The organism is Pseudomonas bubulae, assembly GCF_900618535.1.
Lineage (GTDB): Bacteria > Pseudomonadota > Gammaproteobacteria > Pseudomonadales > Pseudomonadaceae > Aquipseudomonas > Aquipseudomonas bubulae.
On sequence record NZ_UYJA01000005.1, the window covers coordinates 12,264 to 26,990 of the forward strand.

At 61.0% G+C, this 14,727-nt stretch carries 14 protein-coding genes; 8 read left to right on the forward strand and 6 right to left on the reverse strand.

Annotated features, from left to right (window positions below; genetic code table 11):
* The first annotated feature begins 11 nt into the window (after positions 1-11).
* Both PPTH39_RS17450 and cueR read left to right on the forward strand, forming a co-directional pair.
* Positions 12-2,399 (forward strand): heavy metal translocating P-type ATPase, encoded by a 2,388-nt coding sequence (locus PPTH39_RS17450; RefSeq protein WP_165446533.1) that lies wholly within the window; start codon positions 12-14, stop codon positions 2,397-2,399.
* Between the two features lie 9 nt (positions 2,400-2,408).
* The gene (cueR, locus tag PPTH39_RS17455; RefSeq protein WP_095020831.1) at positions 2,409-2,819 is read left to right on the forward strand and encodes a Cu(I)-responsive transcriptional regulator; all 411 of its coding nucleotides are present in this window, start codon (positions 2,409-2,411) and stop codon (positions 2,817-2,819) included.
* A gap of 124 nt (positions 2,820-2,943) precedes the next feature.
* On the opposite strand, the gene PPTH39_RS17460 is transcribed toward cueR, so the two are convergent.
* The 3 genes from PPTH39_RS17460 to PPTH39_RS17470 are packed head-to-tail and all read right to left on the reverse strand — an operon-like array spanning position 2,944 to position 5,697.
* A complete protein-coding gene (locus PPTH39_RS17460) occupies positions 2,944-3,750 on the reverse strand; it encodes a sulfite exporter TauE/SafE family protein (RefSeq protein ID WP_095001069.1) in 807 nt (268 codons plus the stop codon).
* An 8-nt stretch (positions 3,751-3,758) separates the two neighbouring features.
* The gene (locus PPTH39_RS17465; protein WP_130872248.1) at positions 3,759-5,324 is read right to left on the reverse strand and encodes a bifunctional protein tyrosine phosphatase family protein/NAD(P)/FAD-dependent oxidoreductase; all 1,566 of its coding nucleotides are present in this window, start codon (positions 5,322-5,324) and stop codon (positions 3,759-3,761) included.
* A 43-nt stretch (positions 5,325-5,367) separates the two neighbouring features.
* On the reverse strand, positions 5,368-5,697 hold the full coding sequence (locus PPTH39_RS17470; protein ID WP_095001067.1) for an ArsR/SmtB family transcription factor: 330 nt from the start codon (positions 5,695-5,697) through the stop codon (positions 5,368-5,370).
* Between the two features lie 92 nt (positions 5,698-5,789).
* Here PPTH39_RS17470 and PPTH39_RS17475 point away from each other — a divergent pair, with 92 nt between their 5' ends.
* Positions 5,790-6,653 (forward strand): MBL fold metallo-hydrolase, encoded by an 864-nt coding sequence (locus PPTH39_RS17475; RefSeq protein WP_095020829.1) that lies wholly within the window; start codon positions 5,790-5,792, stop codon positions 6,651-6,653.
* Positions 6,654-6,861: 208 nt separating this feature from the next.
* Here PPTH39_RS17475 and PPTH39_RS17480 read toward each other — a convergent pair whose 3' ends face one another.
* Both PPTH39_RS17480 and PPTH39_RS17485 read right to left on the reverse strand, forming a co-directional pair.
* Positions 6,862-7,755, reverse strand: coding sequence for a PA4780 family RIO1-like protein kinase (locus PPTH39_RS17480; protein ID WP_016783575.1), 894 nt, complete (start codon positions 7,753-7,755; stop codon positions 6,862-6,864).
* A 126-nt stretch (positions 7,756-7,881) separates the two neighbouring features.
* Positions 7,882-8,676: an AraC family transcriptional regulator gene (locus PPTH39_RS17485; protein ID WP_095024478.1), complete on the reverse strand. Its 795-nt coding sequence runs from the start codon at positions 8,674-8,676 to the stop codon at positions 7,882-7,884.
* A gap of 82 nt (positions 8,677-8,758) precedes the next feature.
* On the opposite strand from PPTH39_RS17485, the gene PPTH39_RS17490 reads away from it, so the two are divergent.
* Positions 8,759-9,811: a bile acid:sodium symporter family protein gene (locus PPTH39_RS17490; protein WP_095001064.1), complete on the forward strand. Its 1,053-nt coding sequence runs from the start codon at positions 8,759-8,761 to the stop codon at positions 9,809-9,811.
* Between the two features lie 50 nt (positions 9,812-9,861).
* Here the strand turns inward: PPTH39_RS17490 and PPTH39_RS17495 are convergent, their stop codons facing one another.
* Positions 9,862-11,136, reverse strand: coding sequence for an acetyl-CoA C-acetyltransferase (locus PPTH39_RS17495; protein ID WP_095001063.1), 1,275 nt, complete (start codon positions 11,134-11,136; stop codon positions 9,862-9,864).
* Between the two features lie 122 nt (positions 11,137-11,258).
* Here PPTH39_RS17495 and PPTH39_RS17500 point away from each other — a divergent pair, with 122 nt between their 5' ends.
* The 4 genes from PPTH39_RS17500 (at position 11,259) to PPTH39_RS17515 (ending at position 14,723) form a co-directional block, all read left to right on the forward strand.
* A complete protein-coding gene (locus PPTH39_RS17500) occupies positions 11,259-12,611 on the forward strand; it encodes a 3-oxoacyl-ACP reductase (RefSeq protein WP_095001062.1) in 1,353 nt (450 codons plus the stop codon).
* Positions 12,612-12,614: 3 nt separating this feature from the next.
* On the forward strand, positions 12,615-13,469 hold the full coding sequence (locus PPTH39_RS17505; protein WP_130872249.1) for a MaoC family dehydratase: 855 nt from the start codon (positions 12,615-12,617) through the stop codon (positions 13,467-13,469).
* Positions 13,470-13,671: 202 nt separating this feature from the next.
* The gene (locus tag PPTH39_RS17510; RefSeq protein WP_095001060.1) at positions 13,672-13,977 is read left to right on the forward strand and encodes a nucleotide pyrophosphohydrolase; all 306 of its coding nucleotides are present in this window, start codon (positions 13,672-13,674) and stop codon (positions 13,975-13,977) included.
* Positions 13,974-14,723 carry a methyltransferase domain-containing protein gene (locus PPTH39_RS17515; RefSeq protein ID WP_130872250.1) on the forward strand — a complete coding sequence of 250 codons (750 nt, stop codon included), beginning with the start codon at positions 13,974-13,976 and terminating at the stop codon, positions 14,721-14,723. The genes PPTH39_RS17510 and PPTH39_RS17515 overlap by 4 nt, the downstream gene beginning before the upstream one ends.
* The last annotated feature ends 4 nt before the right edge of the window (positions 14,724-14,727 follow it).

A 14,727-nucleotide genomic window follows, 5' to 3' on the forward strand; every position in this document is an offset into this window, starting at 1 on the left:
CTTGAGGAGGACTGCTCGTGCCCACCCAATTCGATCTGCCGATTGATGGCATGACCTGTGCCAGCTGCGCAGGGCGTGTGGAAAAATCCCTGGCCAAAGTGCCCGGTGTACGTTCGGTCAGCGTCAACCTGGCCACTGAACAGGCCCGTATCGAAGCGCCTGCCGAGAGCCTGCCGGCACTGGTCGAGGCTGTGCAACAGGCAGGCTATAGCGTGCCCGCCCACAGCCTGGAACTGGATATCAGCGGCATGACCTGCGCCTCATGCGCAGGGCGCGTAGAAAAAGCCCTGGCCAAGGTGCCCGGGGTCAAGAGCGTCAGCGTCAACCTCGCCACCGAGCGGGCCCATGTCGAATTGCTCGGCCAGGTTGATCCGGGCCTGCTGATCAACGCGGTCACTCAGGCCGGCTCTGGTGCCAGCCTGCACCAGAGCGAAAAAACCACCGAAGACGATCAGCAAAAACGCCTGCACCGTGAACGCTGGGCGCTGACCCTGGCTATCGTACTGGCGCTGCCGCTGGTGCTGCCGATGCTGCTTGCACCTTTTGGCATCCATTGGATGCTGCCCGCCTGGGCCCAGTTTGTATTGGCGACCCCGGTGCAGTTTGTTCTGGGCGCACGTTTTTATGTGGCCGCGTGGAAAGCCGTCAAGGCTGGCGCCGGCAACATGGACCTGCTGGTCGCCCTGGGCACCAGCGCCGGTTATGGCCTGAGCCTGTATGAATGGGCCATCGCCGAACCCGGCAGCATGCCCCATCTGTATTTCGAGGCCTCGGCGGTTGTGATCGCCCTGGTGCTGCTGGGCAAATATCTCGAAAGCCGTGCCAAGCGCCAGACCGCCAGCGCCATCCGCGCCCTTGAAGCCCTTCGCCCCGAACGCGCCTTGCGCATGGTCGACGGCCAGGAACAGGATGTCGCCATCAGTGATTTGCGTCTCAATGATCTGGTGCTGGTCAAACCCGGCGAGCGGTTCCCGGTGGATGGCGAAGTCGTCGAAGGCCAAAGCCATGCCGACGAGGCCCTGATCAGTGGCGAAAGCCTGCCGGTGCCGAAACAGCCTGGGGATAAAGTCACCGGCGGCGCCATCAACGGCGAAGGTCGCTTGATTATCAAGACCATGGCCCTGGGGACGGAGACCGTACTGGCGCGCATTATCCGCCTGGTAGAGGACGCGCAGTCCGCCAAGGCGCCGATCCAGAAACTGGTGGACAAGGTCAGCCAGGTATTTGTCCCGGTGGTGCTGCTGATCGCCCTTGCCACCCTGCTGGGCTGGTGGCTCTACGGCGCGCCGATTGAAACCGCTCTGATCAACGCTGTCGCGGTACTGGTAATTGCCTGCCCTTGTGCCCTGGGCCTGGCGACCCCCACTGCAATCATGGCCGGCACCGGCGTTGCAGCCCGCCACGGGATTCTGATCAAAGACGCCGAAGCCCTCGAACGCGCCCACGAAGTCAGTGCCGTGGTTTTCGACAAAACCGGCACCCTGACTTCAGGCACGCCGCAAATTGCTCACTTCAGCGCACTCGATGGCGATGAAGCGCACTTGCTGCAAGCCGCCGGTGCCCTGCAGCGGGGCAGCGAACACCCGCTGGCCAAGGCCGTACTGGATGCTTGCGCGGCGCGTGATTTAAAAGTGCCGGACGTTACCGACAGCCAGTCGCTGACCGGCCGCGGTATTGCCGGCACCCTGGAAGGCCGTCGCCTGGCCCTGGGCAACCGCCGCCTGCTGGAAGAAACCGGTCTCAATCCGGGCTCGCTCGCCGCATCGGCCAGCGCCTGGGAAACCGAAGGTCGCACGCTGTCCTGGCTGATCGAACAAAGCCCGCAGCCCCAAGTGCTGGGCCTGTTCGCCTTTGGTGACACACTCAAGCCCGGTGCCCAGTCGGCCATCGCCCAGCTCAATGCCCGTCATATCAGCAGTCACCTGTTGACCGGCGACAACCGCGGCAGTGCCAAAGTAGTGGCCGAGGCCCTGGGAATCAGCGATGTTCACGCCGAAGTGTTGCCCGCCGACAAGGCCGCGACCGTGGCCGAACTGAAAAAAACCGGTGTAGTGGCCATGGTCGGCGACGGTATCAACGACGCCCCGGCACTGGCCGCGGCCGATATCGGTATCGCCATGGGCGGTGGCACCGATGTGGCCATGCACGCAGCGGGCATCACCCTGATGCGCGGCGACCCGCGGTTGGTACCGGCAGCACTGGAGATCAGCCGCAAGACCTACGCCAAAATCCGGCAAAACCTGTTTTGGGCATTTATCTACAATGTGATCGGCATTCCGTTGGCTGCTTTCGGCTTTTTGAACCCTGTGCTGGCAGGCGCGGCCATGGCTTTTTCCAGTGTCAGCGTGGTCAGCAATGCGTTGCTGCTCAAATTCTGGAAGCCCAGGGATCTTGAATAAGGAGGCGTCATGAATATCGGCCAGGCCGCCAGACACAGCGGCTTGAGCGCCAAGATGATTCGTTATTACGAATCCATCGGTCTGCTCAAACCCGCGCAACGCAGTGACAGCGGCTACCGCCTTTACAGCGATGACGACCTGCATACCCTTGCGTTTATCAAACGCTCGCGGGACCTGGGGTTTTCGCTGGAAGAGGTCGGCAAGCTGCTGACCCTGTGGCAGGATCGCCAGCGCGCCAGCGGCGATGTGAAGGCACTGGCGCGCCAGCATATTGAAGAGTTGAACCAGAAGATCGCCGAGCTGAGCAGCCTGCGCGACACCTTGCAGGATCTGGTCGAAAGCTGTCAGGGCGACCACCGCCCTGACTGCCCGATCCTCAAGGACCTGGAGTCAGGCCCATGCTGCACCGTAAAGACATGATCATCTGCATGATCTGCTGATAAACCTGTGGGAGCGGGCTTGCTCGCGATTCAGGCGCCAAGGTGTATCTGGCTGACCAAGGTGATGCCATCGCGAGCAAGCCCCGCTCCCACAGGAACGTTAATCAGAAAGCTGTCAGCAGCACTTTAGCCAGCATCAGCACGCCAATCACCGCACACAGCCCCGCGAATCCCTGCTGTAGCCACTGGGCCGAGACGTGCGGGGCAATCACCCGCCCGGCAATCATTCCGGCCAGGGTGGCGCCAATAAATATCACGCCTTCATTCGACAGGCTCACGCCCTGGCTCATCAGATTGCCCAAGGTGCCCAGCGATACCAGCGCCACGACCATCAAGGACGTGGACACCACGGCGTGGATACGCACGTCACTGAACTTGCGAAATGCCGGCACGATCAAGAACCCGCCGCCCACACTCAATAACCCCGTCAGCAACCCCGAGGTAGCACCAATGGATACCAGGGTCATGCTGCAGCGGGCATTCCAGGTCAGTCGCCCGGTTGCAGGGTTGAGCATGCAGTTTTTTTCCAGTACCCCCAGGCTGCCGTCATCGCGGGCATCCGCCCGGGCCTGCAGGAACATGCGCACTGAGACAAACATCATCACCGCGCTGAACATCAACACCAGCACCTTGGCCGGCATCAACCGGGCAAGGTGCAGCCCGATGGGCGAGGTGGTCGAGCCGACCAGCGCCATCAACGCCGCTGCCTTGTAGCGCACCAGCCCCTTGCGCAGGCCATCCAGCGCCCCCAGTGCCGCTGCCGTGCCTACGGCCAGCAACGCCACCGGTGTCGCTTGCGCCAGGGTCCAGCCCAGCCCCAGAGTCAGCGCCGGGATGGCCAGGATGCCGCCACCGGCACCGGTCAGCCCGAGCACCAACCCCACCAGCATGCCAAATAAAATAATCAACATGGTCAGGGTCAATCCGGCTTGCAGTCAGTGAACCACTCGCGGCCTTTGAGCATGCCTTGCCAGTAAAACCACGGCAGCAATGTGGCCTTGAGCAGCCACGCCGATTTGCGGGGTACGGTCGGGTCCAGGGGAAAGGTGGGTAGCAGTTTGCCGCCATAGCCGAATTCAGCCAGGATCACCTTGCCGTTTTCCACGGTCAGCGGGCAGGAGCCATAGCCGTCATAACGCTTGGGCAAGGTCACGCCCTTGCGCAGTGCGAGCAGATTTTCGGCCACCACGACCACTTGCTTGCGGGTTGCCGCCGCGGTCTTGGCATTGGGTGTATTGCACACATCGCCCAGGGCGAAGATTTCGGGGTAGCGTGGATGTTGCAGGGTCGCCGGATCGGTCTCGAACCAGCCCGCCTTGTCCGCCAGTTCACTGCGGCGGATCACATCGGGCGCCTGCTGCGGTGGTACCACATGCAGCAGGTCGAAGGTTTTAGCAACACAAGTCACACCGCCCTTGGCATCAGTCACATCAAACCAGGCCGTTCTGGCGGGACCGTCAACCTTGACCAGATTGGACTGGAAGGCCAATTGAGCCTTGTAGGCTTCAACGTACTTCATCAGCGGCGGGACAAAAGCCGGCACGCCAAACAACACCGCCCCCGCCAGGTTGAACTCCACCTTGATAGCGTCCAGAGCACCGCGTTTGCGCCAATGATCGCAGGCCAGATACATGGCTTTTTGCGGCGCACCCGCACACTTGATCGGCATGCCCGGCTGGGTAAACAGTGCCTTGCCGCCCTTCAGGCTGCGCACCAGTTCCCAGGTATAGGGCGCCAGATCGTGACGATAGTTGGAGGTCACGCCATTCTTGCCCAGGGTTTCTTCCAGGCCCTCGATATTTTCCCAGGCCAGTTCCAGCCCCGGGCAAACGATCAGTTGCTGGTAACCCAGCTCGCTGCCATCGCTGAGCAGCACAACCTTGCGCTGCGGAGCAAAGGCACACAGCGACGCCTTGACCCACACAGCACCTTTGGGCATGACCGCAACGGTGGGGCGAACCGTGTTTTTGATATCGTAGGCCCCTCCCCCGACCAGCGTCCAGGCGGGCTGGTAATAGTGTTCGGTGCTGGGCTCGATCACGGCGATACGCAAGGCCGGGTTACGCTTCAACAGGCTGGCCGACACCGAAATACCGGCCGAGCCACCGCCCACCACGACCACATCGTACTGCCTGGCCTCACGCGTGCCCTGGGTGGCCGCTTCAAAAAGCTTGGCAGAGCGATTGCCCGTGCGGCAGTACGCCAGCACCGGTTTGGGCAACTCGTCGAGCAGTTCACGCAATTGCTGCACCTGCCCGGGTGTTGCGCCGCTGGTCGCTACTGGCAGATAGGCAAAGCTCAGCCCCAGGGCCTGCGCGGCCTGTTGCATCGCAGTGTGTTCGGGTTGCTCAGGCCCGCCTTCATGGTCGGGGCGGTTGCACATCACGCTGGCAAAACCCAGCGCAGCCAAGGATTGGAGATCAGACTGCTCGATCTGACCGGTCACGGAAAATGACGCGTCGATTCGCTTGATGCTTTGCTCCATTGAGCACTCCAGGCACAACTAAAATGAATGGATTGGGAGGGCGTTACTTTTTGAGCGCTTGCCCGCAATACAGCCCCGACAGGGTCTGCATCACAGAAACCACTTCAAAGCTGGCGAGTGAGTAGAAAATGTATTTCCCCAGCCTTCGGGTATTGACCATGCCCTCATCGCGCAACACACCGAGTTGTTGCGACAGTGTGGGTTGTCTGATGCCGGTCAGCGCTTCAAGTTCGCCGACATTGCGCTCACCTTGAGTCAACTGGCAGAGCAGCAGCAGGCGATCTTCATTGGCCAACGCTTTGAGAAGGGTGCAGGCTTTGGAAGCAGAGTCGCGCAGAAGCCCGATTTCTTCGCTGGTTAGCTGAGCAGTCATGAAAAGCTCCGGTGCGTGATGGTCGACAGTCTACGACTCGATAATATATCTTTCAATATATTGATCATTCAACGACCGCCACGAGGCCCCTCATGCATCCCGAAATTCAAGGTTTCTTCGACCCGGCGACGTCGACCGTGAGCTACGTGGTCCATGCTGCTGGCAGCGTGGAGTGCGCAATCATCGACCCGGTGCTGGACTACAATGCCGCCGCCGGGCGTATCAGCACCGTCAGTGCCGACGCCATCGCCGCTTTCGTGCAGGCTGAAGGCCTGAAGGTGCAATGGCTGCTGGAGACCCACGCCCATGCCGACCACCTGTCGGCCAGCGCTTACCTCAAGCGCAAGCTGGGCGGGCAGATCGGCATCGGGGCTGCCATCACCCAGGTCCAGGGGGTGTTCCGCGATATCTATAACCTTGAGCCGGAATTCAAGCTTGATGGCTCGCAGTTCGATCGCCTGTTCGAGCCCGACGAGCTGTTTCATATCGGGCGACTAGAGGTGCGGGCGCTGCATGTGCCCGGCCATACCCCGGCCGATATGGCCTATCAGGTAGAACACCACAGCCTGTTTGTGGGCGATACCCTGTTTATGCCTGATGTGGGCACCGCCCGTTGCGACTTCCCGGGTGGCGATGCGCGGCAGTTGTATCAATCGATCAAGCGCCTGCTGGCATTACCTGAGTCGACCCGCCTGTTTATGTGCCATGACTACCCGCCAGCCGGGCGCGAAGCCTGCTGGTCGACCACGGTGGGTGAACAGCGGGCAAAAAACATCCACGTCAATGACAGCATCGACCTGGCAGGTTTTGTCGGCATGCGTACGGCCCGCGATGCCACTCTGGGGGTTCCGGCGCTGCTGATTCCGGCGATTCAGGTCAATATTCGTGCAGGCAACCTGCCGCCTGCGGATGACAGCGGCCTGTGCAGCCTGAAGATTCCGCTGAACCGGTTTTGAGCGCCCAAACACTTGCCAGGAACAGGGCAGCAGCGGTTTTGATGAGCGGCGCATTACCCGTGGGAGCTGGCTTGCCTGCGATGCAAACAACGCGCTCTGACAGGTAAAACACGGTGATTCCATCGCGAGCAAGCCCGCTCCCACAAGAACCCGGGCAGCCCCAGGCGCATAAAAAATCCGGCCTGAGCCGGATTTTTTAGTTAGCCAATTACTGCATCCACGGGGGTGGTGGCTCTTCAGCCTTGCTCGGTGGCGCATCATCGGCAGCACGCACTGCCTGGCGGAAAGCTTCGTCCAGACGTGCAGCTTCGATTTCGCGCATCACCCCGCCGACATCCGCCAACTCGTCCGGCTCGTCAAACTCGCCCGTCAACACACTGCCAGGGTGCAGGGTGGCAGCTTCGTAAAGTGCCCACATTTCCTTGGCGTACTTGGTCTTCTTCAGTTCCGGCGCAAAACGCCCGAAATAGGAAGCCATGTTGCCCACGTCACGCTCCAGCATGTTGAAGGCGTGGTTGTTACCCGCCGCATCGACCGCCTGGGGCAAGTCGATGATGACCGGGCCGGTTGGCGTCAGCAAAACGTTGAACTCGGACAAGTCGCCGTGAACCAGCCCCGTACACAGCATCAGCACGATTTGCTGAATCAGGAACTCGTGGTACTCGCGGGCCTGATCCGGCTCCAGCACCACGTCATTGAGACGCGGAGCCGCATCGCCGTACTCGTCCGCCACCAGTTCCATCAACAGCACGCCTTCGAGGAAGTCGAACGGTTTAGGAACCCGCACACCCGCACCGGCCAGGCGAAACAGCGCCGCTACCTCGGCGTTTTGCCAGGCATCTTCGGTTTCTTTACGACCGAACTTCGAGCCCTTGGCCATCGCTCGGGCCTGACGGCTGTTGCGAACCTTGCGACCCTCCTGATATTCGGCGGCCTGGCGGAAACTTCGTTTGTTGGCCTCCTTGTAAACCTTGGCGCATCGCAGCTCATTGCCGCAGCGGACTACGTATACAGCTGCTTCCTTGCCACTCATGAGTGGGCGCAGCACCTCGTCGATCAGACCGTCTTCGATCAGGGGTTCTAAGCGTTTTGGAGTCTTCATCAGCTTTTATTGTGGGTCCTTTATTACCAAACACGCGAATGTCATTCGTTATACGGCAATCCACTCACCACGGGGAGAGGGCAAACGATTTGAATGATAGACGAGCAACACGTTTTGAGCACCGACTTAACCCTGTCGAAACAAGTCACCCGGGGTAAAGCCGAACATCTTTTTAAACGCCGCAATAAACGCCGACGTTGATTCATACCCGCAAGACAGCGCCGCCCGCGTGACATGACCGCCCTCCTCCAGCACCCGTAAAGATGACAGAAGACGCACCCGCTGCCGCCAACTGCGGAAACTCAAGCCTGTTTCACGTTGAAACAAACGCATCAGGGTTTTTTCGGACATCCCCAGCCGATACGACCACAGGCCCAGGTTCGCCTCGGCATCAGGGGTTTCGACCAGCTCATTGCACAGCACCAGCAAACGTTCATGACGGGGCAACGGCAGTGAAAAACCGACCTCGGGCAGGCTTGCCAACTGGTCCAGCAGCACCGCCACCAAGCGTTGCTCGCAGCTCCCGTCCTCGGGGTAGTCGACGGGCAGCGCACAAAAGCTTTTGATCAGCTCCCGGGCCAGCGGCGTGACCTCCAGTACCCGGCACTGCCCCGGCGCCCATTGGCAGTCCTCACGGCGCACATAGAGGCTGCGCATTTCAGCGCGCATCGAGGTGATCACTTCATGCTCCAGCCCGGCCGGAATCCAGATACCCCACTGCGGGGGCGCAAAAAAACTGCCCTCGTCTGTATGTACGCCCAGCACACCACTAATAGCGTACGAAAACTGCACCCAATCGTGTCGATGGCGCGGCGTCCACGAACCCGCGCCCAGGCTTTCGGCCCGGGCATACAGGGGTCGTGGCAGGGCATCGAGTACCGGAATGGCACGCGGCAGCCCACGTTGTCCGTTTGGCGGCATTGATTGGCCTTATATCGCAAGACGACAGATTGCTGCGACGTTAGGCTAAGTCATCAATTCTTACAATGTTGCGGTGCTGACAATGCCTGTACTCAAACATCTCAAACGAATGTTCACCGACTGGTTTCTGTGCGGCATGCTGCTGGCGACTTTCCTGGCCTATGTGTTTCCGCATTTCGGTAGCACTGGCGGTGCAATGCACGCGGAATGGGTGATCAATATCGGAGTGTTTCTGGTGTTTTTCCTGCACGGGGTGAACCTGTCCAGTGAGCAGATCAGTCACGGCCTGAAAAACATTCGCCTGCACGTTATGGTGCAGGGCTTTACCTTTATCGTCTTCCCGCTGATCTGGGTGGTCGCCAACAAGCTGTTGGGCGCCCATATCCCGCCGTTGCTGATGTTGGGATTTTTCTACCTGTGTGCCCTGCCCTCGACCATCTCCTCGTCGGTGGCACTGACCGGCAGTGCTGGAGGCAATGTGCCGGCAGCGATTCTTAACGCCAGCCTGTCCAGCGTGCTGGGGATTTTCCTGACACCCTTGCTGGTCAGCTTCGTGGTGGGCAGCGGCGCAGGGGGCATCGACCTGGGTTCAACCCTGCTCGACCTGTGCGCCATGCTGTTGCTGCCGCTGGTGCTGGGCCAGTTGGTGCGCCCGCTGTGCGGACGCTTTTTTGCCCGGCACAAGCGCTACACCAATATCTGCGACAAGGTGGTGATTCTGCTGCTGGTTTACGCCGCGTTCTGCAACTCGATGGTCTCGGGCATGTGGCAACAGCAGGGCAGTTCGGTGATTGTCAGTGCATTGGTCGGCAGTGCGGTCCTGCTGGCGATTATCCTGTGGATGACCACCCGCACCGCCCGCGCCCTGAAATTCAGCACCGCAGATGAAATCGCTGCAGTGTTCTGCGCCAGCAAGAAATCCCTCGCAGCGGGTGCGCCGATGGCGGCCCTGATTTTCGGGGCCAACCCGGGGCTGGGCCTGATTTTATTGCCGATCATGATCTACCACCCACTGCAGTTGATCGTGTGTTCGGTGATGGCCGAGAGTTATGCCACTCGCAGTCGCGCAGAAGCCAAACACAACAACATCTCGGGTGGGAGCGGGCTTGCTCGCGATGCCGACGCCACGGCGTAACAGGCACACCGCATTGCGCCCATCGCGAGCAAGCCCGCTCCCACAGACGGCTATCGCTCAATTATTGCAGTAACACCCTGCCCGCCCGCCGCGCAGATCGAGATCAAACCTCGACCCTGCCCGGCGGTGGCCAGCAGCTTGGACATATTGGTCACGATACGCCCGCCCGTCGCCGCAAACGGATGACCCACCGCCAGGGAACTGCCCTTGACGTTGAGTTTGCTGCGATCAATCGCCCCCAGCGCTGCATCAAGACCCAACCGGCTTTTGCAGTAAGGCCCATCCTCCCAGGCCTTCAAGGTGCACAGCACCTGCGCGGCAAATGCCTCGTGAATCTCGTAGTAGTCAAAGTCCTGCAAGGTCAGGCCATTACGCGCCAGCAGCCGTGGGACGGCGTATACCGGTGCCATCAATAACCCTTCTGCACCGTGTACGAAATCTACAGCAGCTGTTTCACCATCGCGCAAATACGCCAAGACCGGCAAGCCGCGCTCCCTGGCCCATTCTTCACTGCCCAACAAGACCGTCGACGCACCATCGGTCAGTGGCGTGGAGTTGCCCGCCGTCAACGTGCCCTTGGCGCTGCGCTCGAATACGGGCTTGAGGGCGGCCAGTTTCTCCAGGGTCAGGTCGGCACGCAGGTTGTTATCACGGCTCAGGCCCATAAATGGCGTAAGCAGATCATCTTCCCAGCCGGCGTGGTAAGCCGCCGTCAGTGCCTGATGGCTGTGCAGCGCCAGCTCGTCCTGCTCAACCCGGGGGATGTTCCAGGTTTGCGCCATCAACTCGCAGTGCTGGCCCATCGACAGCCCGGTGCGAGGCTCGCCGTTGCGTGGAAATTCGGGCTTCAAAAAGCCCGGACGCAATTGCAGCAACGCCTTGAGCTTGTCCACAGGTGCCTTGAGGCGGTTGAACTGCAGCAGCCATTTGCGCAGCCCGTCATTGATGCCGATCGGAACATTGGAGGCAGAGTCCACGCCACCGGCAATCCCGCACTCGATCTGCCCCAGGGCAATCTTGTTGGCCACCAGCAATGCCGCCTCAAGCCCTGTACCGCAGGCCTGCTGCAAGTCATAGGCCGGAGTTTGCGGCGACAGCCGCGAGCCCAGCACACATTCGCGGGTCAGGCTGAAATCCCGCGAATCCTTGAGCACCGCCCCGGCCACTACTTCGCCCATGCGCAACCCGTGAAGGTTGTATCGCTCGATCAGCCCTTCCAGCGCCGCCGTCAGCATGTCCTGATTACTGGCAGTCGCATAAGGCCCGTTGGCGCGAGAAAACGGGATTCGATTACCACCAATAATTGCTACACGACGCAGACTCATACGATTCACCCTATTCTCTTAAATCCATTAATCGTTACCAGCGTAGGCCTTATTGCCGATAACGAACGACCACGGTCTGTTTGTGGTCAACCCTTTGAACCCCACCTGTCGGAGAGTGTTCCATGTCAGACCGTTATATCGACTTCGTCAACTCATCCCTCGGCCAGCGGCTGGTCGGCGCGTTGGGGCTGCCGTCACCGGGACGACTGGAGCGCTGGCAGGCCGGGCGCCTGCGCCCCGTCGAAGGCCCTCTGCTGATTGGCGGCGGTGCGCTTGCCGCACAGGTGGCCCGCTTTGGCGGCAAACTCACCGATGCGGTGTTCAGCTATGGCCCTGAACCCTTGCATGCCACACCGTGGATTCCAGGCCAGGGACCAAAGCTCAAGGCCGTGGTGTTTGACGCCAGCGAGCTGTTGCACACCGGGCAGCTCAAGCAACTGCGCGAATTTTTCCAGCCGCTGCTGCGCAATCTCGAGCACTGTACCCATATGGTGATCCTGGGCCGTGCCCCTGAAACATTAAGCGACCCTTTTGCCGCCAGCGTGCAACGTGCGCTCGAAGGTTTCAGTCGCTCGTTGGCCAAGGAATTGCGTAACGGCAGTACCTTGCAACTGCTGTATATCGGCGAGGGGGCCGAAGATCAGCTTGAAGGCGCACTGCGCTTTTTTCTCTCGCCAAAAAGTGCCTTTATCAGCGGCCAGGTGCTGCGCCTCAAGGCCTGCGCCAACCAGGTGCAGGACTGGACCCGCCCCCTGGCCGGGCGCAAGGCACTGGTTACCGGTGCGGCCCGTGGCATTGGCGCCGCGATTGCCGAAACCCTGGCCCGGGATGGCGCCGAACTGATCCTGCTCGACGTGCCGGCCGCCAAGAGCGATCTCGATGCGCTGGCCGCGCGCTTGGGCGGGCACAGCATCGCCCTGGACATCTGTGCCGCCGATGCCGCAGAACAACTGACCGGGCAACTGGCCGATGGTATCGATATCCTGGTGCACAACGCCGGTATCACCCGTGATAAAACCCTGGCCAATATGACCCCGGAATTCTGGGACTCGGTACTCGCCGTTAACCTCAACGCCCCGCAAGTGCTGACCAAGGCCCTGCTTGATAGCGGCACCCTGCGCGATAACGGCCGGGTAATCCTGCTCGCGTCCATCAGCGGTATCGCCGGCAATCGCGGCCAGACCAACTACGCCGCCAGCAAGGCCGGGCTGATCGGCCTTGCTCAGGCTTGGGCAGCGTCGCTGGGCGAGCGTGGCATCAGTATCAATGCCGTGGCCCCGGGTTTTATCGAAACCCAAATGACCGCGCATATTCCCTTTGCCCTGCGCGAAGCGGGACGACGCATGAGTTCGCTGGGCCAGGGTGGCCAGCCCCAGGACGTCGCCGAGGCTGTGGCCTGGCTCGGCCAGCCGGGTTCGGGCGCGCTCAGCGGCCAGGCACTGCGGGTGTGTGGCCAAAGTATTCTGGGAGCATAAGCCATGACCGTGAAATGGCTCGACCTCAGCGGCCCACCGCACTTGCCCGCGCTGTACGCCCATGCCGCGGCCCGGCGCAAGATCACCTCCAGCCCCTTGCCGGAGCAAGGTGTGCGCTGCTGGGTCGAGGTGGAGCCCAAGGCCCTGGCGGCGTTTCGCGATGTTTGCGACCTGGTGCCAAGCCCATTGCTGCCGCCCACTTATCCACACATCCTGGCCTTCGGTCTGCAAATGCAGTTGCTGACTGCCAAGGACTTCCCCTTCCCGCTGCTGGGGCTGATTCATCTGACCAATCGGATCCGTCTGCTGCGCCCGATGGGCAGCGTGACGCAGCTGCGCATCGGGGTATATGTACACAACCTGCAAAAACACCCCAAGGGCGCGACCTTCGAGGTGGTCACCCAGGTTGACGATCTGCTGGGGCCAATATGGGAGGCCGAAAGCACCCTGCTGTGCAAAGGCGTGGAACTGCCGGGCGACCTGCCCCAAATCAACGATCCTGCGCCGGTGGCCCTGAGCGAACTGACCCGCTGGTATGCCCCCGCCGATATTGGCCGGCGTTATGCCAAAGTCTCGGGCGACTACAACCCCATCCACCTCAGTGCCGCCAGCGCCAAGCTGTTTGGCCTGCCCAGTGCAATTGCCCACGGCCTGTGGATAAAAGCCCGAACGCTGGCGGCACTCAATTCGCACCTGCCGGCGGCCAATGTTGAGGTTTTTGTTGCCTTCAAAAAACCGGTGCGCTTGCCCGGCGAAGTGATTTTGCTCAGCAGTGAGGCGGGTTCCAGTGGCGACTTCCAGCTCAATGGCCATGACGGCCTGGTGCACTTGATCGGCAACTGGCGACCGGTTAGCTGACCACCCCCCTGTGGTAGCGGGCTTGCTCGCGATGGCATCCGCGCGTTTTACCTGTTAAACCGCGGCGCCTGCATCGCGAGCAAGCCCGTTCCCACAGAGGATGGCATGCGAGCCGAAAATCCCGCCGGGCTGCCCGTGCCTTTCACTTGCACCAATCCCCGTTCGGTCGCAAGCTTTGCGCCTTCTGGAGAGCACGCCCGCAATGAACCTCGACGAAATAACCCGACGCATGCATCGCATCCGCGATAACAACGACTGGAAGCAGTTCCACAGCCCGAAAAACCTGGCCATGGCCGCCAGTGTCGAAATGGCCGAGCTGGTGGAGATCTTTCAGTGGCTGAGCGAAGACCAGTCACGCCAGCTCCCTGCCGACAAGCTCACCCACGCCGGCCAGGAAGTGGGCGATATCGTGCTGTACCTGGTATTGCTTTGTGCCGAACTGGGCCTGGACATGAATGAAGTGGTACGCAATAAACTGGCCGACAATGAAAGGCGTTTCAACAAATGAGTGACCGTCACTTCGATCAACTGGCCACCCGCTTCGCCGAGAAAATCTACGGTGGCGCCAAGGGTGCGATTCGTCTGGCCGTGCTCCAGGCCGACCTGCAGGAAACCCTGCCCAAACGCCCGTTGCGGGTGCTGGATATCGGTGCCGGGCTGGGCCATATGTCCTTGTGGCTGGCCCAGCAAGGTCACGATGTGACCCTGGCCGAACCGGCCGCGCCGATGCTGGAAGGCGCCCGCCAGCGGTTTGCCGAAGCTGGCCAGACTGGCACCTTTATTCAGGCGCCGTGGCAGGAGCTGCTGGGCCAACTGACCGAGCCCTACGATCTGGTGTTGTGCCACGCCGTGCTGGAGTGGCTGGCCGAGCCCCACGCGATCCTGCCGGTGCTGCATCAATTGACCGCCAAGGATGGCTGGTTGTCGCTGGCGTTTTACAACCGCGACGCGCTGATCTATCGCAACTTGCTCAAGGGGCACTTTCGCAAGATGCGCAAGAACGACATGGCCGGCGAAAAACAGAGCCTCACCCCGCAGCAGCCACTCGACCCACGGGAGCTGGCCATAGCACTCGAAGGGCTGTGGCAGGTCGAAACCCAAAGCGGCGTGCGGGTGTTTCACGATTACATGCCAGTGGAGTTCCAGGCCCGCGCCGAGCTTGAAGCCCTGGTTGAAATGGAGCTGGCCCACCGTCGCCACCCTGCGTTTGCCGGGCTGGGACGTTATCTTCATTGGGTGTGTCGCCCGGTTTAAATCG

Bases quoted from the DNA above. Each gene is read 5' to 3' on its own strand.
- PPTH39_RS17495 (WP_095001063.1), bottom strand. From the start codon at position 11,136: ATGAGTCTGCGTCGTGTAGCAATTATTGGTGGTAATCGAATCCCGTTT.
- PPTH39_RS17505 (WP_130872249.1), top strand. From the start codon at position 12,615: ATGACCGTGAAATGGCTCGACCTCAGCGGCCCACCGCACTTGCCCGCG.
- PPTH39_RS17515 (WP_130872250.1), top strand. From the start codon at position 13,974: ATGAGTGACCGTCACTTCGATCAACTGGCCACCCGCTTCGCCGAGAAA.
- PPTH39_RS17510 (WP_095001060.1), top strand. From the start codon at position 13,672: ATGAACCTCGACGAAATAACCCGACGCATGCATCGCATCCGCGATAAC.
- PPTH39_RS17460 (WP_095001069.1), bottom strand. From the start codon at position 3,750: ATGTTGATTATTTTATTTGGCATGCTGGTGGGGTTGGTGCTCGGGCTG.
- PPTH39_RS17490 (WP_095001064.1), top strand. From the start codon at position 8,759: ATGCCTGTACTCAAACATCTCAAACGAATGTTCACCGACTGGTTTCTG.
- PPTH39_RS17475 (WP_095020829.1), top strand. From the start codon at position 5,790: ATGCATCCCGAAATTCAAGGTTTCTTCGACCCGGCGACGTCGACCGTG.
- PPTH39_RS17500 (WP_095001062.1), top strand. From the start codon at position 11,259: ATGTCAGACCGTTATATCGACTTCGTCAACTCATCCCTCGGCCAGCGG.
- PPTH39_RS17485 (WP_095024478.1), bottom strand. From the start codon at position 8,676: ATGCCGCCAAACGGACAACGTGGGCTGCCGCGTGCCATTCCGGTACTC.
- PPTH39_RS17470 (WP_095001067.1), bottom strand. From the start codon at position 5,697: ATGACTGCTCAGCTAACCAGCGAAGAAATCGGGCTTCTGCGCGACTCT.
- PPTH39_RS17480 (WP_016783575.1), bottom strand. From the start codon at position 7,755: ATGAAGACTCCAAAACGCTTAGAACCCCTGATCGAAGACGGTCTGATC.
- cueR (WP_095020831.1), top strand. From the start codon at position 2,409: ATGAATATCGGCCAGGCCGCCAGACACAGCGGCTTGAGCGCCAAGATG.
- PPTH39_RS17465 (WP_130872248.1), bottom strand. From the start codon at position 5,324: ATGGAGCAAAGCATCAAGCGAATCGACGCGTCATTTTCCGTGACCGGT.